The 17,149-nt window shown below is 61.4% G+C and carries 17 protein-coding genes; 8 read left to right on the top strand and 9 right to left on the bottom strand.

Translation table 11 applies throughout. The features are described from left to right. Positions 1 to 2 precede the first annotated feature (2 nt). The 6 genes from ispF (at position 3) to rpoS (ending at position 5,101) form a co-directional block, all read left to right on the top strand. Positions 3 to 476, top strand: a complete 474-nt coding sequence (ispF, locus tag PSH81_RS06515) for a 2-C-methyl-D-erythritol 2,4-cyclodiphosphate synthase (RefSeq protein WP_058412401.1) — start codon at positions 3 to 5, stop codon at positions 474 to 476. After that, a complete protein-coding gene (truD, locus tag PSH81_RS06520; RefSeq protein ID WP_192299335.1) occupies positions 473 to 1,531 on the top strand; it encodes a tRNA pseudouridine(13) synthase TruD in 1,059 nt (352 codons plus the stop codon). Before ispF ends, truD begins: the two co-directional genes overlap by 4 nt. Further along, complete coding sequence (surE, locus tag PSH81_RS06525) at positions 1,519 to 2,268, top strand: 5'/3'-nucleotidase SurE (protein ID WP_192299334.1); 750 nt, start codon at positions 1,519 to 1,521, stop codon at positions 2,266 to 2,268. The genes truD and surE overlap by 13 nt, the downstream gene beginning before the upstream one ends. A 41-nt stretch (positions 2,269 to 2,309) precedes the next feature. After that, on the top strand, positions 2,310 to 2,945 hold the full coding sequence (locus tag PSH81_RS06530; RefSeq protein WP_177325361.1) for a protein-L-isoaspartate(D-aspartate) O-methyltransferase: 636 nt from the start codon (positions 2,310 to 2,312) through the stop codon (positions 2,943 to 2,945). 209 nt (positions 2,946 to 3,154) lie between these two features. Next, positions 3,155 to 3,991, top strand: coding sequence for a peptidoglycan DD-metalloendopeptidase family protein (locus tag PSH81_RS06535; RefSeq protein WP_192299333.1), 837 nt, complete (start codon positions 3,155 to 3,157; stop codon positions 3,989 to 3,991). Positions 3,992 to 4,096: 105 nt separating this feature from the next. Then, complete coding sequence (rpoS, locus tag PSH81_RS06540; protein ID WP_192299332.1) at positions 4,097 to 5,101, top strand: RNA polymerase sigma factor RpoS; 1,005 nt, start codon at positions 4,097 to 4,099, stop codon at positions 5,099 to 5,101. Positions 5,102 to 5,337: 236 nt separating this feature from the next. Here the strand turns inward: rpoS and PSH81_RS06545 are convergent, their stop codons facing one another. Further along, positions 5,338 to 5,547, bottom strand: a complete 210-nt coding sequence (locus tag PSH81_RS06545; RefSeq protein WP_002554837.1) for a cold-shock protein — start codon at positions 5,545 to 5,547, stop codon at positions 5,338 to 5,340. A gap of 389 nt (positions 5,548 to 5,936) precedes the next feature. Between PSH81_RS06545 and dcd the strand changes: the two genes are divergently transcribed. Together dcd and PSH81_RS06555 are read left to right on the top strand one after the other, a co-directional pair. Further along, positions 5,937 to 6,503 (top strand): dCTP deaminase, encoded by a 567-nt coding sequence (gene dcd / locus PSH81_RS06550; protein ID WP_010212421.1) that lies wholly within the window; start codon positions 5,937 to 5,939, stop codon positions 6,501 to 6,503. 107 nt (positions 6,504 to 6,610) lie between these two features. Further along, the gene (locus tag PSH81_RS06555; RefSeq protein WP_305392193.1) at positions 6,611 to 6,823 is read left to right on the top strand and encodes a hypothetical protein; all 213 of its coding nucleotides are present in this window, start codon (positions 6,611 to 6,613) and stop codon (positions 6,821 to 6,823) included. Between the two features lie 3 nt (positions 6,824 to 6,826). On the opposite strand, the gene pdeM is transcribed toward PSH81_RS06555, so the two are convergent. The 8 genes from pdeM to PSH81_RS06595 form a co-directional block, all read right to left on the bottom strand. After that, on the bottom strand, positions 6,827 to 7,477 hold the full coding sequence (gene pdeM, locus PSH81_RS06560) for a ligase-associated DNA damage response endonuclease PdeM (protein ID WP_305392194.1): 651 nt from the start codon (positions 7,475 to 7,477) through the stop codon (positions 6,827 to 6,829). After that, a complete protein-coding gene (locus PSH81_RS06565) occupies positions 7,477 to 9,957 on the bottom strand; it encodes a ligase-associated DNA damage response DEXH box helicase (RefSeq protein WP_305392195.1) in 2,481 nt (826 codons plus the stop codon). Before PSH81_RS06565 ends, pdeM begins: the two co-directional genes overlap by 1 nt. Positions 9,958 to 10,014: 57 nt before the next feature. Further along, the gene (locus tag PSH81_RS06570) at positions 10,015 to 10,779 is read right to left on the bottom strand and encodes an ABC transporter ATP-binding protein (RefSeq protein WP_192299328.1); all 765 of its coding nucleotides are present in this window, start codon (positions 10,777 to 10,779) and stop codon (positions 10,015 to 10,017) included. Positions 10,780 to 10,792: 13 nt separating this feature from the next. Next, on the bottom strand, positions 10,793 to 11,911 hold the full coding sequence (locus PSH81_RS06575) for a succinylglutamate desuccinylase/aspartoacylase family protein (RefSeq protein WP_305392196.1): 1,119 nt from the start codon (positions 11,909 to 11,911) through the stop codon (positions 10,793 to 10,795). A gap of 9 nt (positions 11,912 to 11,920) precedes the next feature. After that, positions 11,921 to 12,631, bottom strand: a complete 711-nt coding sequence (locus PSH81_RS06580) for an ABC transporter permease (protein WP_192299326.1) — start codon at positions 12,629 to 12,631, stop codon at positions 11,921 to 11,923. Then, the gene (locus PSH81_RS06585) at positions 12,628 to 13,356 is read right to left on the bottom strand and encodes an ABC transporter permease (protein ID WP_192299325.1); all 729 of its coding nucleotides are present in this window, start codon (positions 13,354 to 13,356) and stop codon (positions 12,628 to 12,630) included. Before PSH81_RS06585 ends, PSH81_RS06580 begins: the two co-directional genes overlap by 4 nt. Positions 13,357 to 13,415: 59 nt before the next feature. Next, positions 13,416 to 14,195: a transporter substrate-binding domain-containing protein gene (locus PSH81_RS06590; RefSeq protein WP_017739082.1), complete on the bottom strand. Its 780-nt coding sequence runs from the start codon at positions 14,193 to 14,195 to the stop codon at positions 13,416 to 13,418. Positions 14,196 to 14,582: 387 nt separating this feature from the next. Continuing rightward, a complete protein-coding gene (locus PSH81_RS06595; RefSeq protein ID WP_305392197.1) occupies positions 14,583 to 17,024 on the bottom strand; it encodes a penicillin acylase family protein in 2,442 nt (813 codons plus the stop codon). Positions 17,025 to 17,149 lie beyond the last annotated feature (125 nt).

Genomic DNA, 17,149 nt, shown 5'->3' on the forward strand with positions numbered 1-17,149 from the left:
TTATGCGTATTGGCCACGGCTACGATGTGCACCGTTTCGCTGAAGGCGATTTCATCACCCTGGGCGGCGTGCGCATTGCGCATCACCACGGGTTGCTGGCTCATTCCGACGGCGATGTCGTGCTGCATGCCTTGAGCGATGCCTTGCTCGGCGCGGCGGCATTGGGTGACATCGGCAAACACTTTCCAGACACCGACCCGACCTTCAAGGGTGCGGACAGTCGCGTGCTGCTGCGGCATGTGGTCGGCCTGATCCACGCCAAGGGCTGGAAGGTCGCCAACGTCGACAACACCATCGTGGCCCAGGCGCCGAAAATGGCCCCCCATATCGAATCGATGCGCGCGCTGATCGCCGCGGATCTGCAAATAGAATTGGATCAAGTGAACGTGAAAGCCACCACCACCGAAAAGCTCGGGTTTACCGGTCGTGAAGAGGGCATCGCCGTGCACTCCGTCGCCTTGTTGCTGCGCGCATGAACGACCTGCAACTGTTGGGCCCACGGGCCTATGGCGAGGCCTTGGGCAGCGCGGTACTGAAGGCGACGGCGGAAGATTTTCAAGTCGATGAGGTACTCGACATCCCGCTGACCGGCGAGGGCGAACACCTGTGGTTGTGGGTGGAAAAGCGCGGCCTGAACACTGAGGAAGCGGCTCGGCGTATCGCCAAGGCCGCCGGTGTGCCGTTGCGCACCGTCAGTTATGCCGGGCTCAAGGATCGCCAGGCGCTGACCCGCCAATGGTTCAGCGTGCAGCTGCCAGGCAAGGCCGACCCGGACATGAGCGCGGCAGAAAACGACACCCTCAAGATCCTCAAGACTGCACGGCACAAGCGCAAACTGCAGCGCGGTGCGCATTCGGCCAATGGCTTCACCTTGCGCCTGACCCAGTTGGCTGGCGACACCGCCGCCATCGATGCGCGCTTGCAATTGATCGCCCAGCACGGCATTCCCAATTATTTTGGCGCCCAGCGCTTTGGCCACAACGGCGGCAATGTCGTCGACGCCCGCGAGTGGGCTGCGCGCAAGGCCCTGCCGGAGCAGCGCAATGTGCGTTCGCGGCTGTTGTCCACCGCCCGCAGTTTCCTGTTCAACAAGGTGCTGGCGGCGCGTGTTGCCGACGGCTCCTGGCAGCGTGCCCAAGTCGGCGACCTGTTGGCGTTTACCGACAGCCGCAGCTTTTTCCCGGCGGGCGAAGCTGAATGCAGCGACCCGCGCCTGGCAATTCTGGACCTGCACCCCACCGGGCCGCAGTGGGGCGAGGGCGACTCGCCCGCCTCAGGCGCAACCCATGCGCTGGAACAGGCCATTGCCGCCGGCGAAGCCGACCTGCGCGATTGGCTGGTGAATGCCGGCATGAGCCAGGAGCGTCGCATTCTGCGACTGCCCATTGGCGGGTTGACGTGGCATTATCCCGGTCCTGACATTCTGCAATTGGAATTCGTCCTGCCGGCCGGATGCTTCGCCACTGTCTTGGTGCGCGAGCTTGTTGATCTGGTGCCGGTGGGGCAGACGGACAGCCCATGCGTATTCTGATATCAAACGATGACGGTGCCACCGCACCCGGTCTTGCCGCGCTCTATGCTGCGCTGGAAGATTATGCCGAGTGCATGGTGGTTGCCCCCGACCAGGACAAGAGCGGCGCCAGCAGTTCGCTGACGCTCGACCGTCCGCTGCACCCGCAGGTTCTGGCCAACGGCTTTATCAGCGTGAACGGCACCCCCACCGACTGTGTCCACCTGGCGATCAACAGCCTCTTGGAGCACGAGCCGGACCTGGTGGTGTCGGGCATCAACCTCGGCGCCAACCTGGGTGACGACGTGCTGTATTCCGGCACGGTGGCGGCGGCCCTTGAAGGGCGCTTCCTGGGGCGGACCTCGTTTGCCTTCTCGTTAGCTTCGCGCCAATTGGACAACCTGCCTACTGCCGCCTATTTCGCGCGCAAGCTGGTGGAGGCCCATGGTTCCCTGGACCTGCCGCCGCGAACGGTGCTCAACGTCAATATCCCCAATTTGCCCCTCGACCATATCCGCGGCATCCAGCTGACGCGCCTGGGCCATCGTGCCCGTGCGGCGGCGCCGTTGAAGGTGGTCGATCCGCGCGGCAAGGAGGGTTATTGGATCGCCGCCGCCGGCGATGCCGAAGATGGCGGCCCGGGCACGGACTTTCACGCGGTGATGCAAGGTTATGTATCGATTACCCCGTTGCAACTTGATCGCACCTTCAGTGATGCCTTCAGTAGTCTCGATGGCTGGCTGGAGGCGCTGAACTGATGGGCCGTGAACAAGACGACCTACTGCGCCGCGGCATCGGGATGACCTCCCAACGCACCCGTGAGCGTTTGATCCAGCGCCTGTACGAGGAGGGCTTGTCCAACGCCCAGGTGCTGGAAGTGATCCGCCGTACACCACGGCATCTGTTTGTCGATGAAGCCCTGGCGCACCGTGCCTATGAAGACACCGCGCTGCCCATCGGCCACAACCAGACCATCTCCCAGCCGTACATGGTCGCGCGCATGAGCGAGCTGCTGCTGGCGGCCGGGCCGTTGGACAAGGTGCTGGAGATCGGCACCGGCTCGGGCTACCAGACCGCGGTGCTGTCGCAGTTGGTGGAACGGGTGTTCTCGGTGGAGCGCATCAAGGTCCTGCAGGACCGCGCCAAGGAGCGCCTGGCAGAGTTGAACCTGCGCAACGTGGTGTTCCGCTGGGGTGACGGCTGGGAAGGCTGGCCGGCGTTGGCGCCTTACAACGGCATCATCGTCACCGCCGTGGCCACCGATGTGCCGCAAGCCTTGCTTGATCAATTGGCCCCTGGTGGGCGGTTGGTCATCCCGGTGGGCTCCGGCGAAGTGCAACAATTGATGCTCATTATCCGTGAGGACGAAGGGTTTTCACGGCATGTGCTGGGCGCCGTACGCTTCGTCCCGTTGCTCAATGGTCCGCTGGCCTGATCATTTGTCTACCGGCAGTGAATTCTGTTGGCCGGGATGTGTCTTATGCCGGGGCCTGTTGAGTCAACATGATTGGCCATCCGGGTTAAACATGCTGAATGTTTCGTTTCAGTCGTGTGCCGGAAAAAAGCCAATGCCCAGTTATACTTGCGTCATATTTCAAGCCTGATACAGGCGTTCATGTTCAGCCACCACAAAGGGAGCGGCGGGTGAGTCTCACAGGTCTTGCGCAGCGTATGAGTAAAACAAGCTTTCAGCGACTGGTGCTTGGCCTTGTCTTGAGTTCCTCCCTGGTGGCGTGCTCCAGCTCGCCAAGCAGCGGCGCACGGGTGGTCGACCGCAATAGCGCGGCTCCGCAAAAGCCGACGGTGACCACCGGGCAATATGTGGTACGCAAGGGCGACACGATGTTCTCGATCGCCTTCCGTTATGGCTGGGATTACAAGGCGCTTGCAGCACGTAACAATATTCCGGTGCCCTACACGATACATCCGGGTCAGACGATTCGCTTTGACGGGCGCACCGGCTCAACGCCTGCTGCGGTTGTCACAAACAGCACTTCGTCGCCGTCGTCTTCGAGCAAAACCACGATCATCACCCGGCCTGCAGGCACCGCTGCGCCTGCGGTTGCGAGCAAGCCGACCTCTGCGCCGCTGCCTCCGGCAGGGCCTGCACCGACCGGTTGGGGATGGCCCTCAAACGGAGTGCTTATTGGAAAATTCTCTTCAAACGGCAGTTTGAATAAAGGCATTGATATTGCCGGGGATTTGGGACAGCCTGTTTTAGCTGCGTCTGATGGGACAGTGGTGTACGCCGGGAGTGGTTTACGGGGCTACGGCGAGCTGGTCATCATCAAACACAGCGATACCTACGTCAGTGCTTACGGTCACAACCGCAGGCTGTTGGTTCGGGAGGGGCAGCAAGTCAAAGTCGGACAAACAATTGCCGAAATGGGGTCAACTGGTACAGACCGGGTGAAACTGCACTTTGAGATTCGCCGCCAAGGGAAGCCTGTAGATCCACTGCAATTCCTACCCCGTCGTTGATGTGTTGCCAGCCTGTTCCCTCACGTAGAAGGAACAGGCTCCAGCGTTGCCAAGGATAAAGGCGATGCTTGAGCTTGAGGTCGAACTCACCAAAGGACTATAACAATGGCTCTCAGTAAAGAAGCGCCGGAGTTTGACATCGACGATGAGGTCCTCCTTATGGAGACCGGTATCGCTGAGGATTCGATGTCGAATGAGGGACCTGCAACACCTTCAGTTCGCACCAAATCCAAGAACTCCACTGCGTTAAAGCAACACAAGTACATTGACTACACCCGGGCGCTCGACGCGACCCAGTTGTACCTCAATGAAATCGGCTTTTCCCCTCTGCTCACTCCCGAAGAAGAAGTCCATTTTGCGCGCTTGTCGCAAAAAGGTGATCCGGCTGGGCGCAAGCGCATGATTGAAAGCAACCTGCGGCTGGTGGTGAAAATCGCCCGACGCTATGTCAATCGTGGGCTATCCCTGTTGGACCTGATCGAGGAGGGCAACCTCGGCTTGATCCGGGCGGTGGAGAAGTTTGATCCGGAGCGGGGCTTCCGCTTTTCGACCTACGCTACCTGGTGGATTCGCCAGACCATCGAACGGGCGATCATGAATCAGACCCGCACGATCCGGTTGCCGATCCATGTGGTCAAGGAGCTTAACGTCTACCTGCGGGCGGCACGTGAGCTTACGCAAAAACTCGATCACGAACCGTCGCCTGAAGAGATCGCCAACCTGCTGGAGAAGCCGGTGGGTGAGGTCAAGCGCATGCTCGGCTTGAACGAGCGCGTGTCTTCGGTCGACGTCTCGCTGGGTCCGGATTCGGATAAAACCCTGCTGGATACCTTGACCGATGATCGTCCCACAGATCCTTGCGAGCTGTTGCAGGACGATGATCTGTCGCAAAGCATTGACCAGTGGTTATCCGAGCTTACGGACAAGCAGCGTGAGGTGGTGATTCGCCGCTTCGGCCTGCGCGGCCATGAGAGCAGTACCTTGGAGGATGTCGGCCTGGAAATCGGCTTGACCCGTGAGCGGGTGCGGCAGATCCAGGTGGAGGGCCTCAAGCGCTTGCGTGAGATCCTGGAGAAGAATGGCTTGTCGAGTGAGTCGTTGTTCCAATAGCGGCGCACGTTGAAAGTGTGGGAGCCAGGCTTGTGTGGGAGCTGGCTTGCCTGCGATAGCAGTACCTCGGTTTGTCAGTGACACCAAGGTGATGCTATTGCAGGCAAGCCAGCTCCCACATAGGTTTGGCTCCCACATTTTTTTGCCTGGCCATTACATCGGCGACAATGCCAAATCCCAGGCATAAAAAAACCCCGCTTTTAAGGGCGGGGTCTTTTCGACTAAGTCAGTACAAGTTAGATAACTTGAACTTCTTCAGCTTGCATGCCTTTCTGACCGCGGGTAGCGATGAAAGAAACCTGTTGGCCTTCTTTCAGGCTTTTGAAGCCGTCGGATTGGATAGCTTTGAAGTGAACGAACAGGTCGTCACCGGATTGTGGAGTGATGAAGCCGAAGCCTTTTTCATCGTTGAACCACTTAACGGTACCAGTTTGGCGATTAGACATGGTGTATCTCCTTGGACAAAGTTAACTGCGACTCAGGAAAAGCCCTGGCCGAGACTGAGTGCAAAGAGCAGGAAAAATTCTTGGAGATGGTTGGATCGAAATTCAACATATCGTGTAGAGATTCTCAGTGACACAAGCAGCACAGTGGCGCCACCTTAACCCTTTTTCCGGAACGTGCCAATGGTATTTCCGAAGGTTTCTCTAATTTCGTGACTGGCGGTGGTATTTACTGCCATCGGTCACCCTGAGCCGGGTCCCGGCCCCGCTGGCTGCGGCCTCCGGCAGGCAGGCCTATCGTCAAGAAAAGTCCGGCGCCCTTTGAACCCCAACGCCGGCCCCGGTAAGATGCCCAACAGAATTTTTCCACCTCGCTATTCAGGACACCCGCCATGAGCATCAAATCGGACAAGTGGATTCGCCGCATGGCGCAAGAGCACGGCATGATCGAACCGTTCGTCGAGCGCCAGATCCGTGGTCAAGGCGATGCCCCGGTGATTTCCTACGGTGTTTCCAGCTACGGCTACGATGTGCGCTGCGCCGATGAGTTCAAGGTGTTCACCAACATCAACTCGGCGATTGTCGATCCGAAGAACTTTGACGAAAAGAGCTTCGTCGACGTCAAGAGCGACGTGTGCATCATTCCGCCAAACTCCTTCGCCCTGGCGCGCACCGTGGAGTTCTTCCGCATTCCCCGCGACGTGCTGACCATCTGCCTGGGCAAGAGCACCTACGCGCGCTGCGGCATCATCGTCAACGTGACGCCGCTTGAGCCCGAGTGGGAAGGTCACGTGACCCTGGAGTTCTCCAACACCACCACGTTGCCGGCGAAGATCTATGCCAACGAAGGTGTGGCACAGATGCTGTTCCTGCAGTCCGACGAGGCTTGTGAAGTGTCCTATAAAGACCGTGCAGGCAAGTACCAGGGCCAGCGCGGCGTTACCCTCCCACGCGCTTGATCGAAAGGTCTTACACGTAAAGGGAATTTGTCAGCGGGTAGGCACTCTATTGGGTGTACTGCCTCGGCGCGTGCACAACGCGCCGGGCCACGCTTGAGGAGTACCTTATGAAGATCGACCCGCGAATCAGCGCCGAACTTGCCCGGCTTGAACCCAACCAGATTGGTGTCATGGCCTGGTCCCTGATGGCAAACCCATCCTTCGATGGGGGAGTGCCGGGGCAGCCGGATCCTGACCCCGCCCCAGGTCAACCCGAGCAGCCCGATGAAAACGGTGTTCCAACCCTGCCGGACGAGCCGCCTCCCGCTCCCGTTGTCTGACATCTAGCCCAGTGGCCAGACTTCATGATCGCCAATCACATAGATTCGGCGATCATTGTCCTGCTCCACCCCATGCCCCCCGGTGAATGCGCCGAACGCTGGCAACAGACTGATCCGCCCCCCGATCTGGAAGCAGGGCAGCCGCAGGCTCTGGTGCCCTTTGCCACGCAGCCGATACACCGGATGCACATGCCCTGCCAGCACGTGGTGAACGGGGTGGGCGTGCGGTTCGTGTTGCAAGGCGAAAGGCCCCATCAGCAGTGGCTCAGTCACCACGTCGATCCTCAAGTCGGCGGGTGGGTCGCCTGCGCGTTTATCGTGATTGCCACGAATCAAGGTCATCTCCAGGGCAGCATTGCGCTCACGCCAGGCCCTCATTGCGTTCAGGGTGCCACTGGCCTGTGACCCAGGGCCGTGCAAGAAGTCGCCAAGAAAGATCAACTGCTCACAGGCATACGCCGACAACAGTCGATCCAGGCGTGCCAGATTGGCTGTTGTCGTCCCCTCGGGCACTGGCTGCCCCAGGCTGCGATAGGCCGAGGCTTTGCCAAAATGTGCATCGGCAATCAACAGGCACCGCCGCGCGGGCCAGTAAACCGCCTTGTCCGCCAGCAACCATAGCCATTCACCTTCCAGCAGCACCTTGCAAACCATCAACGCTTCCTGTTATCCGCGACCTTTTCCAGGTCCTTGACCATCCGTGCGATGCGCGCCGAGAGCTTTTCCGAGCTCATGCTTTCGCGCATTCGCTCCACCAGCAATGGGAACGCCAGTGGCGTCGGGCGTTCGATCAAGTGCAAATCCAGCTTCAGTGTCGACAGATGGCACAAGGTCTCTTCCAGCCGCCGCATATCCAGCTCGTCACGCAGGACTTCTTCCCCCGCCTGGGTCAGCAACAGGTTCTGTGGGTCATATTGCTTGAACACCTCGAAGAACAGCCCGCTGGACGCCTGCACCTGCCGCGTGCTTTTCGGTGCGCCGGGGTAACCGGCAAACACCAGCCCGGCGATGCGCGCGATCTCACGAAAGCGGCGCAAGGCCAACTCACCGGCATTCAGGCTGGCGGCCACGTCGTGGCGCAGGTTCTCGGGGCTCAGCAATGCGCTGTTCAACAATGCAGGCCAATCCACCTCGGTAGCACTCAGTAGCTCCAACCCGTAGTCGTTCACCGCAATCGAGAAGGTCACGGGTTGCCCCTGGCTGACCCGCCACGCCAGCAAACCGGCCAACCCCTGGTGCACCTGGCGCCCGCCGAACGGGTAGAGGAACAGGTGCCAGCCCTCGCGGGATTTGAGTGCTTCGGCCAGTAAGCATGTGCGCGTCGGCAGGCCGGACCAGTGCAACTGCGTCTGTAGCAAAGGTTGCACCGCGCGCATTTCAGGGCCGTCAAAGTGCCCCTGGGCCGCCGCGTCAAAGCGTGCCACCACGGCCTGTGCCAGCTCGTTGGAGAGTGGCATGCGCCCGCCGTTCCAGCGCGGTACGGCGGCTTTTTTCGCGCTGCTGCGGCGTACATAGGCGGTCATGTTTTCCACGCGGACCAGCTCGAGCAAGCGTCCGGCAAACAGGAAGCCATCACCTGGCTTGAGCCGCGCAATAAAACCTTCCTCGACACTGCCCAGGTTCTTGCCCCCGCCGCCTTTGCTCCAGAATTTCAGTTGGATGCTGGCGTCGCTGACGATTGTGCCCACACTCATGCGGTGACGCCGCGCCAGTCGTGCATCAGGGACACGCCAGATGCCCTGTTCATCGGGTTCCACCCGGCGGTAATCGGGATAGGCGGTCAGGGACAGACCGCCATGCCGCACAAATCCCAGCGCCCAGCCCCAATCCTCTTTACCGAGGTCGCGATAAGCCCAGGTGCCGCGTACCTCTTCCAGCAGCGCATCCGGCGTGAAGCCGCCGCCCAACGCCATGCTCACCAAATGTTGTACGAGCACGTCCAATGGCTTGTAGGGCGACTCCCGCGCTTCAATACGCCGCTGGGCAATTGCATCCTGGGCCGCCGCCGCTTCCACCAGTTCCAGGCTGTGGGTCGGCACCAGCGTCACTCGCGACGGCCGACCCGGCGCATGCCCCGAGCGCCCAGCGCGCTGCATCAGGCGTGCGACGCCTTTGGCCGAGCCAATCTGCAGCACACGCTCTACCGGCAAAAAATCCACCCCCAGGTCCAGGCTGGAGGTGCAGACCACCGCCTTGAGCTGGCCGTCTTTCAACGCCCGCTCTACCCAGTCTCGGGTTTCCCGCGACAGTGAACCATGGTGCAGTGCAATCACCCCGGCCCAATCGGGACGCGCATCCAGCAATGCCTGGAACCAGATTTCCGACTGCGCCCGCGTATTGGTAAACACCAGGCAACTGCTGCTGGCGTCTATTTCCGCCAGCACCTGGGGCAACATCTTCAGGCCGATATGCCCGGCCCAGGGAAAGCGTTCGGCGTGCGCTGGCAGCAAGGTGTCGACCTTCAGCTGCTTGGCTGTTTGCCCCTGCACATTGATCCCGCCGCCCTGTGGGACCAACACTTCCAAGGCGTGGGATTGATTGCCCAGCGTGGCGGAAATCCCCCACACCATCAGTTCGGGATGCCAGCGTCGCAGCCGTGCCAGCGCCAGTTGCAACTGGACGCCGCGCTTGTTGCCGATCAATTCATGCCATTCATCCACTATGACCATGCGCAGGTGCGCCAGGCTCGTTTCGCTGTCGGCACGGGCGAGCATCAGGGTCAGGCTTTCCGGGGTGGTGACCAGTGCGGTGGGCGGGCGCCGGGTCTGGCGTGCGCGTTCGCTGCTGCTGGTGTCGCCGGTGCGCAGGCCGACGCTCCACGGAATCTGTAGTGACTCCAGCGGCGCTTCGAGGGCACGGGCTGTGTCGGCGGCCAGGGCGCGCATCGGCGTGATCCACAGCACGCTCAGCGGTTCGGCAAGGGGTTTACGCTTGCCGGTCGCGGGCGGGCGCGAGATGGCAAAGCGGTTGAGGGCAGCAAACCACAGGGCGTAGGTCTTACCGGCGCCAGTGCTGGCGTGCAGCAGCCCCGACTGGCCGCTCCTGACCGCCGCCCACACATCTTTTTGAAAAGCGAACGGCTTCCAACCCTTGGCGGCAAACCAATGCTTGGCGTAGTCGGTAGGTTTTGCCATGGGCGCGCTGACACTCTGGAAGGTCTATTGCACAGACCTTCCTGGGCGCGCAAAGGTTTACTTCAAGTTGCCACTCAAGAACTGCTGCAAGCGCTCGCTCTGCGGATTGCCCAGCACATCCGCCGGCGCGCCTTGCTCTTCCACCAGGCCCTTGTGCAGGAACAGCACCTGGCTCGACACCTTGCGTGCAAAGCTCATCTCGTGGGTCACCATGATCATGGTGCGGCCTTCCTCGGCCAGGCCCTGGATCACTTTCAACACTTCGCCCACCAGCTCCGGGTCGAGGGCCGAAGTGGGTTCGTCGAACAGCATCACCTCAGGTTCCATCGCCAGGGCGCGGGCGATGGCGACCCGTTGCTGCTGGCCGCCGGAGAGAAACGCCGGGTATTGATCGGCCACCCGTGCCGGCAGGCCGACCTTGTCCAGATAACGACGGGCGCGCTCCTCGGCGTCCTTCTTGCTGCAGCCCAGCACCCGGCGCGGGGCCATGGTGATGTTTTCCAGCACGCTCATGTGGCTCCACAGGTTGAAGTGCTGGAACACCATCGCCAGGCGCGTGCGCAGGCGCTGCAACTCGGCGTCGTCGGCCACGCGCATGCCGTGGCGGTCGCTGACCATGCGGATGGGCTTGCCATCCAGGGTCATGGCGCCGTCGTTGGGGGTCTCCAGGAAGTTGATGCAGCGCAGAAAGGTACTCTTACCCGAGCCGCTGGCGCCGATCAGGCTGATCACGTCACCGGTCTTGGCCTTGAGCGAAACACCTTTGAGCACCTCATTGTCGCCATAGCTTTTATGCAGGCCTTCAACGGTCAATTTGTACATGGGGCGTGCATCCTCAAGGCGAAAGTAGATAGCCGCTGCGGTAGGCCTCGGTGCCTGCGACATGGCCGATGACCATCCCGGCAGTGGCCATGCGGCGTAGCGAACGGGCGTAAAGCAGGCCGGCCTTCTGGCAGTGCACGGGCGTTACGCGGTCGGTAATAGGGTCGATGATTTCGGCGATCAGTTGCCCGGCCTCCAGGTATTCGCCGGGCAGGGCGCTGAACACCAGCAGGCCGCCAACCGGCGTAGCCACCGGCTCGACACCGGCCAGCGGCGTGGCCGGGTAGGGCAGGTCGGGCAGCGGGGCGACATCGCCGGCAATGGCGCCGAAGTGGATCAGGTAGTCGATGATCGCCTGGCAGTCGAGGCTGGCCAGGCCGTGGTTCACATCGCCCTGGCCGCGCAGTTCGACGGTCACCGAAAAGCTGCCCATGGGTATCGGGAAGCGCTCGCCGAAGCGTTGCTGCAACTGCCACCAGACCAGGGTGAAACATTCATCGAAGGATTGCCCACCGGAGTCGGTGGCGAGCAAGTTGGCCTCCGAGCCGATATAGCGCGCCAACGGCTCCACTTGCGGCCACGCTTCGGGCGTGGTGTACAGGTGCGCCACGGCTTCGAAGTCGCAATGCAGGTCCAGCACTATGTCGGCATCGCAAGCCAGGCGCTGCAATGCCAGGCGTTGGGATTGCAACTGGGTCGCAGCAGTCTGCGCCGCCAACGCGTCGCACAGGGCAGCACGGATCACCCGCACGTTGTGCTGCGGGTCGTCGCTGAGCAACGCCTCGACCTGAGTACCGACGGCTTCACTGAGGTCGACGAACAGGCGATTGAAGTTCTGCCCGCTCTCCAGCTCGTAGCGGCCCAATGGAATATCCATCAGCACCTGTTCCAGGCCCACCGGATTGGCCACCGGCACCAGCACAATCTCACTGCGCAGACGCCCGGCCGCGGCCAACTCGGCCAGGCGCACCTTCAGGTGCCAGGCCACCAGCATGCCCGGCAGTTCGTCGGCATGCAGCGACGCCTGGATATAGATTTTGCCCTCGGCCTCTGCGGGCCCGAAGTGGAAACTGTGAATCTGCCGCGCCGTACCTGGCACCGGCGCAATCAGTTGATGAATCTGATGACGCATTGCGACTCCTTAGTGGCTCGGCCCGAGAAAGGCCAGCCAGCGGCGCTCTGCCAGGCGAAACAGACCAACCAGGGCGAAGGTCACGGTCAGGTAGATCAGCGCAGCGATGCCGAATGATTGAAAGGTCATGTAGGTAGCCGAATTGGCGTCCCGGGCCACCTTGAGAATGTCCGGCACCGTCGCGGTAAATGCCACCGTGGTCGAATGCAGCATCAGGATCACTTCGTTGCTGTAGTACGGCAGCGAACGGCGTAGGGCCGAGGGCATGATCACGTAGGCATACAGCTTCCAACCGCTCAGACCGTAGGCCTTGGCCGCTTCGACTTCGCCGTGGGCCATGCTGCGGATCGCCCCGGCAAAGATCTCGGTGGTGTAGGCACAGGTGTTGAGGGCGAAGGCGAGGATGGTGCAGTTCATCGCATCGCGAAAGAACGCATCCAGCAACGGTTGTTCGCGCACTGCCGCGATGCTGTAGATGCCGGTGTAGCAGATCAGCAACTGAATATAGAGCGGCGTGCCACGAAACAGGTAGGTGTAGAACTGCACCGGCCAGCGCACCAGGCGCTTGCGCGAGACGCGTGCGATGGACAGCGGGATCGACACGAGGAAACCAATCACCAGCGAGGCGCTGAGCAACCACATGGTCATTGCCAGGCCGGTGATGTGCTGGCCGTCGCTGTACAGGAACGGCCGCCAGTATTGCTGCAGGAGTTCGATCATCGCACGGCCTCCCGGGCCCCGGCGGAGTAGCGCCGCTCAAGCCTGCGCAACACGAAGTTGGAGGCGCTGGTAATCAACAGGTAGATCAGCGCGGCGACCACCAGGAAATAGAACAGTTGATAGGTGCTCTTGCCCGCATCCTGGGCCGCCTTGACCAGGTCTGCCAGGCCGATGATCGACACCAGCGCGGTGGCCTTGAGCATCACCATCCAGTTGTTGCCGATGCCCGGCAGGGCAAAGCGCATCATCTGCGGAAAGGTGACATAGCGGAACCGCTGCCCGCGCTTGAGCCCGTAGGCTGTCGCCGCCTCCAGCTGGCCGCGGGGCACGGCGAGGATCGCGCCGCGAAAGGTTTCGGTGAAGTAAGCACCGTAGATAAAGCCCAGGGTGATGACCCCGGCGCTGAATGGGTCGATCTCGATGTAGTCCCATTCCATAAAGTCGGTAAAACCGGTCAGCCAGATTTGCAGGCTGTAGAAAATCAGCAGCATCAGCACCAGGTCGGGTACGCCGCGGATCAAGGTGGTGTAGAGCTGGGCGGGGATACGCAGCAGGCGCAGGCTGGACAGCTTCGCGCTGGCGCCGAGCAGGCCAAGCAGGACGCTGACGGCCAGGGAAGCGACCGACAACTTCACGGTCATCCATGTGCCTTGCAGCAACAGCGGGCCGAACCCCTTCAAGCTGAAGGCACCCAGCCCCAGGGTTTGTAAAAGATCTTCAAACATGACTTCAGGACCTATGGCGATAAAAAAGCGCCCACCGCAAAGGGGTGGGCGCCAGGGTGTTATTTACCGCTGTACAGGTTCAGGTCGCCGAAGTGTTTCTTCTGGATGGTGGCGTAGGTGCCATCATCGTGTAACGCTTTGATACCTTTATCGAGCAAGGCCTTGAGGTCTTTGTTACCTTTTTTGATACCGATCGCAGTTTTGGACGGCAGCAGTGGGTCATCGATGGCCGCGCTGACTTCATAACCGGCACCGGCCGGCGACTTCAGGAAGCCCAGTTCGGCTTGCAGCATGTCCTGCACCGAGGCGTCGAGGCGGCCGGAGGTCAGGTCCGCGTACACCTGGTCCTGGTTGGCGTAGGCCTTGGTGGTCACACCGGCCTTGTCCAGCACGGCCTTGGCGTAGGCCTCCTGGATGGTGCCTTGCTCATAGCCCACGGATTTGCCCTTGAGCGACTCCGGGGTGGAGAAGCCGGCGCCTTTCTTGAACACCAGGGACGTCGGGCCGGAGAACAGCTCGCTGGAGAAGTCGATCGCCTTTTCACGGGCGGTGGTCACGGTCATCGACGAAATCACACCGTCGAATTTGTTGGCGTTGAGGCCCGGAATCATGCCGTCAAAATCACTTTCGACCCACTTGCACTTGACCTTCAGCTCCGCGCAGATCGCATTGCCCAGGTCGATGTCGAAGCCCACCAGGCTGCCGTCGGCGGCTTTGGATTCGAACGGCGCGTAGGACGGATCGACACCAAAACGCAATTCCTTGTATTCCTTGGCCAAGGCGGAACCTGCGGCCATGCACAGAGCCAGTGCAGAAAGGGTCAGCAATGCTTTTTTCATTATGTAATCCCTTGAAACCAAGATAAGCGCTTGTGGCGCGTTTAGGACTGTTACTGAACGGTGTCAGACCCAACACCCATAGCAATTTCTGAACCATAGTTCCGAATAGTCGTTTTAAAAGGTACGAAGGAATACTTCTGAGTGTAGGAGATGCCCGAAATTGGGCATTGGAAAATCAGCGCACCGTCTTGGGTCGGGCGCACCTGAAAATGTCGGAGGGCTGTTGTAGTGAGCGGGCTTGCCCCGCGCTGGGTGGCGAAGCCGCCCCAAATCCAGGCGCCTCGGTTTTCCTGAAACACCGCGGCGGACCGTTTGGGGCGGCTTCGCCACCCAGCGCGGGGCAAGCCCGCTCACTACAGCGGGGCTGCCCTTCGTAGGGGGGCGGGGTTATTTGCCTGGGGTCAGGGTTAGCCGCGTCTTCCCGTACACCTTGTCAAAGTTCTGCGGCTGCATCGGGAAGCTCAGGTATTGCGCCTTGAGCGATGGGTCGATGCCGTTGGCATAGTTCGGGCTGGCGGGGTTGCCGGATTGGCCGATGCCACCCTGGCCTGTCATCGGTTCCACTTGGCCGAAGTCGACGATCATGCGCAGCGCCGGCACCTGGGTGGTAGTGAAGTCCTGCCCCCAGTTGTACGGTGCCGGGTTCAGGGTGTTGTGGTCGCCACCGGATGCCAATGGGCCTCGAATCACCTGGCCCCCGGCGTTTTTCCAGGTGGTGCTGTGCAACTTGCCCCACTGCCAGGCCTTGTGATCGCTGCCCAGTTGGCTGTCGCCGGCGCTGATCGCCGCGGCCAGGCTACGGGCGAGGATTGCCGGTTTGTCTTCTTTCTGCGGGGTCCGGATGTCGTCCCAGAGCGAGCTATCTTCACGGCCCAACAGGTGGTCGGCCTGGGCGGCGTAGGACAGGCTGGCGTTGCTGACAAACGCCTTCCAGCTGGCGCTGTTTTCCGGGCCGAGTTCATCGAGGAAGATCTGCTTGGTGCTTTCTTGCAGGAACAGTTCGTAGAGCGCCGCGTCGGCGGAGGTGGACACCAGGCGCCCATCGAACCCCATCAAGCGGCTCAACGCCTCGCGGGCCTTGGCCTGCTCGGCTGCCGGCAGGGCGTCAATCGCCTGTTTCAGCGGCTGGGCCATGCCTGGCGCCTGGAACATGCTCTTGAGCTTGGCGGCGAAGGTGGTGGTCTGGTCGTACTGCATGGCGATCATGCTGCGGGTGTCATGCTTGCCCGCATTGGCCAGTTGCGCCAGGCGCTCGCTGCGCTCGGGCGCGTCCCAGGAGTTGGACAGCTGCATGCCATAACCGCGTGGTGCGGTGCGCTGGTTGGCGGTGCCGATCCAGCCTTGGGCCGGGTCTTGGTCGTAAGGGTGCAGCATTGCGTCGGCGTAACCGTCCCAGTCAAAGCGCGTGTCCCAGCCCGGCGAGGGCAGCAGGCCTTCACCTTCGCGGCGGTTGGGGAAGCGGCCGGTGACTTGCCAGCCGATGTTGCTGGCGTCGGCAAACACCATGTTCAACGCGATGGCGCGAATCTCGCGGGTCGCGTCCGAGGCCTTGCCGGCGTTTTGTGCGCGGGACAGGTCGAAGAACGCGTCCAGGCTCTTGTCGTCCTTGAAGTCGGCGGTTTGCAAGGCCAGACCCAGGCCGCTGGTCAGTGCCTGGCTGCTGTTGAGCAGGGCACCATGGCGGGTTTCGTACACCACTTCGCGAATCGAGCGTTGGCCTTTGACGAAGAAGGTTTCGTTACGCACAGCGGCCGGTAGCCATTTGCCGTTGTTCTCGTAGTACAACGCGCTGCCTTGACGTTTGACCTTCTCCAGGAACAGGTCCTGGGTGTCGCCCTTGACCGTGCTCATGCTCCACGCGACTTTGCCGTTGAAGCCGGACAACAGGGTCGGCAGACCGGCAATCGAGGCACCGACCGCCTGGTATTTCGGCGCGCGGATCTGCACGTAGCTCCACGGCGACGGCGCTTGCGGCTGGGCGGCAAGGTCGTTGGCCAGCAGGCTTTTGCCGCTGCGGCTGCGTTGCGGGCCAATCGCCCAGTTGCTCGAGGTGGTCACGGCCAGGGCGTTGAGGCGGTTCAGTTGCTGGCTGACCGTGTCCAGCCCGGCGAGGCCGGTGATCTGGCCCAGGTTGACCCCTTTGAGTTTTTCGGCTTCGGCCAGCGGGATCGCTTCATCCGGCGCGCTCGGGGTGAGCCAGGCGAGTTTGTCGACGCCGACTTTCTGCGCCAGCACCAGGGAAGCGATTTCTTCCTGCAGGTTGGCCGACTCGCTGAAATTCAACAGGCAGAACAACAGCGCCGAATCTTCCGGTTTCCAGTACTCGGGCTTGTAGCCGGTCTGGGCGAGGTCCGGCGGCAGCTTGTCGCGGTAGCGGAACAGGTAGGCGTTGACGCCGCGCGCGTACACCTCGAAGAACCGCTTGAGGCGTGGCGAGGAGGCGTTATACAGCTCGCCGGCGCTTTTTTTCAGGTTGACCGCACGCATGAACCGGTCGGCATCCAGCACATCGGGACCGGACATCTCCGCCAGACGGCCCTGGGCCAGCAGGCGCAACGTGACCATCTGGGTGATGCGGTCACTGGCATGTACATAACCGAGGCTGAACAGCGCGTCATGGAAGGTGTTGCTTTCGATCAACGGCATGCCCTGGGCATTGCGACGCACCGACACATTCTGTGCCAGGCCTTTGATCGGTTGCACGCCGGCGACCGGCGGCAGGGTGTCCTGGATGCTCTGGAGTTGGCAGCCGGCCAGGCTTAATGCACTGGCCACTGCCGCGGCAACGCCGAACCGGGGAAGAAAATGTGAGAGGGCTGGCGAGGCCATGGCAAAGCTCCTGCGGGGGGTAGCGTCAGTAAAGGCGCTACGTTAGTGAGCGCGGTGGAACGACGCAAGCAGGAGTTTGGGGAAAGCATCAGATCTTGAGACGGGCTCAAATCAAATGCTTTGGG

The organism is Pseudomonas sp. FP2335 (genome assembly GCF_030687535.1).
GTDB lineage: Bacteria > Pseudomonadota > Gammaproteobacteria > Pseudomonadales > Pseudomonadaceae > Aquipseudomonas.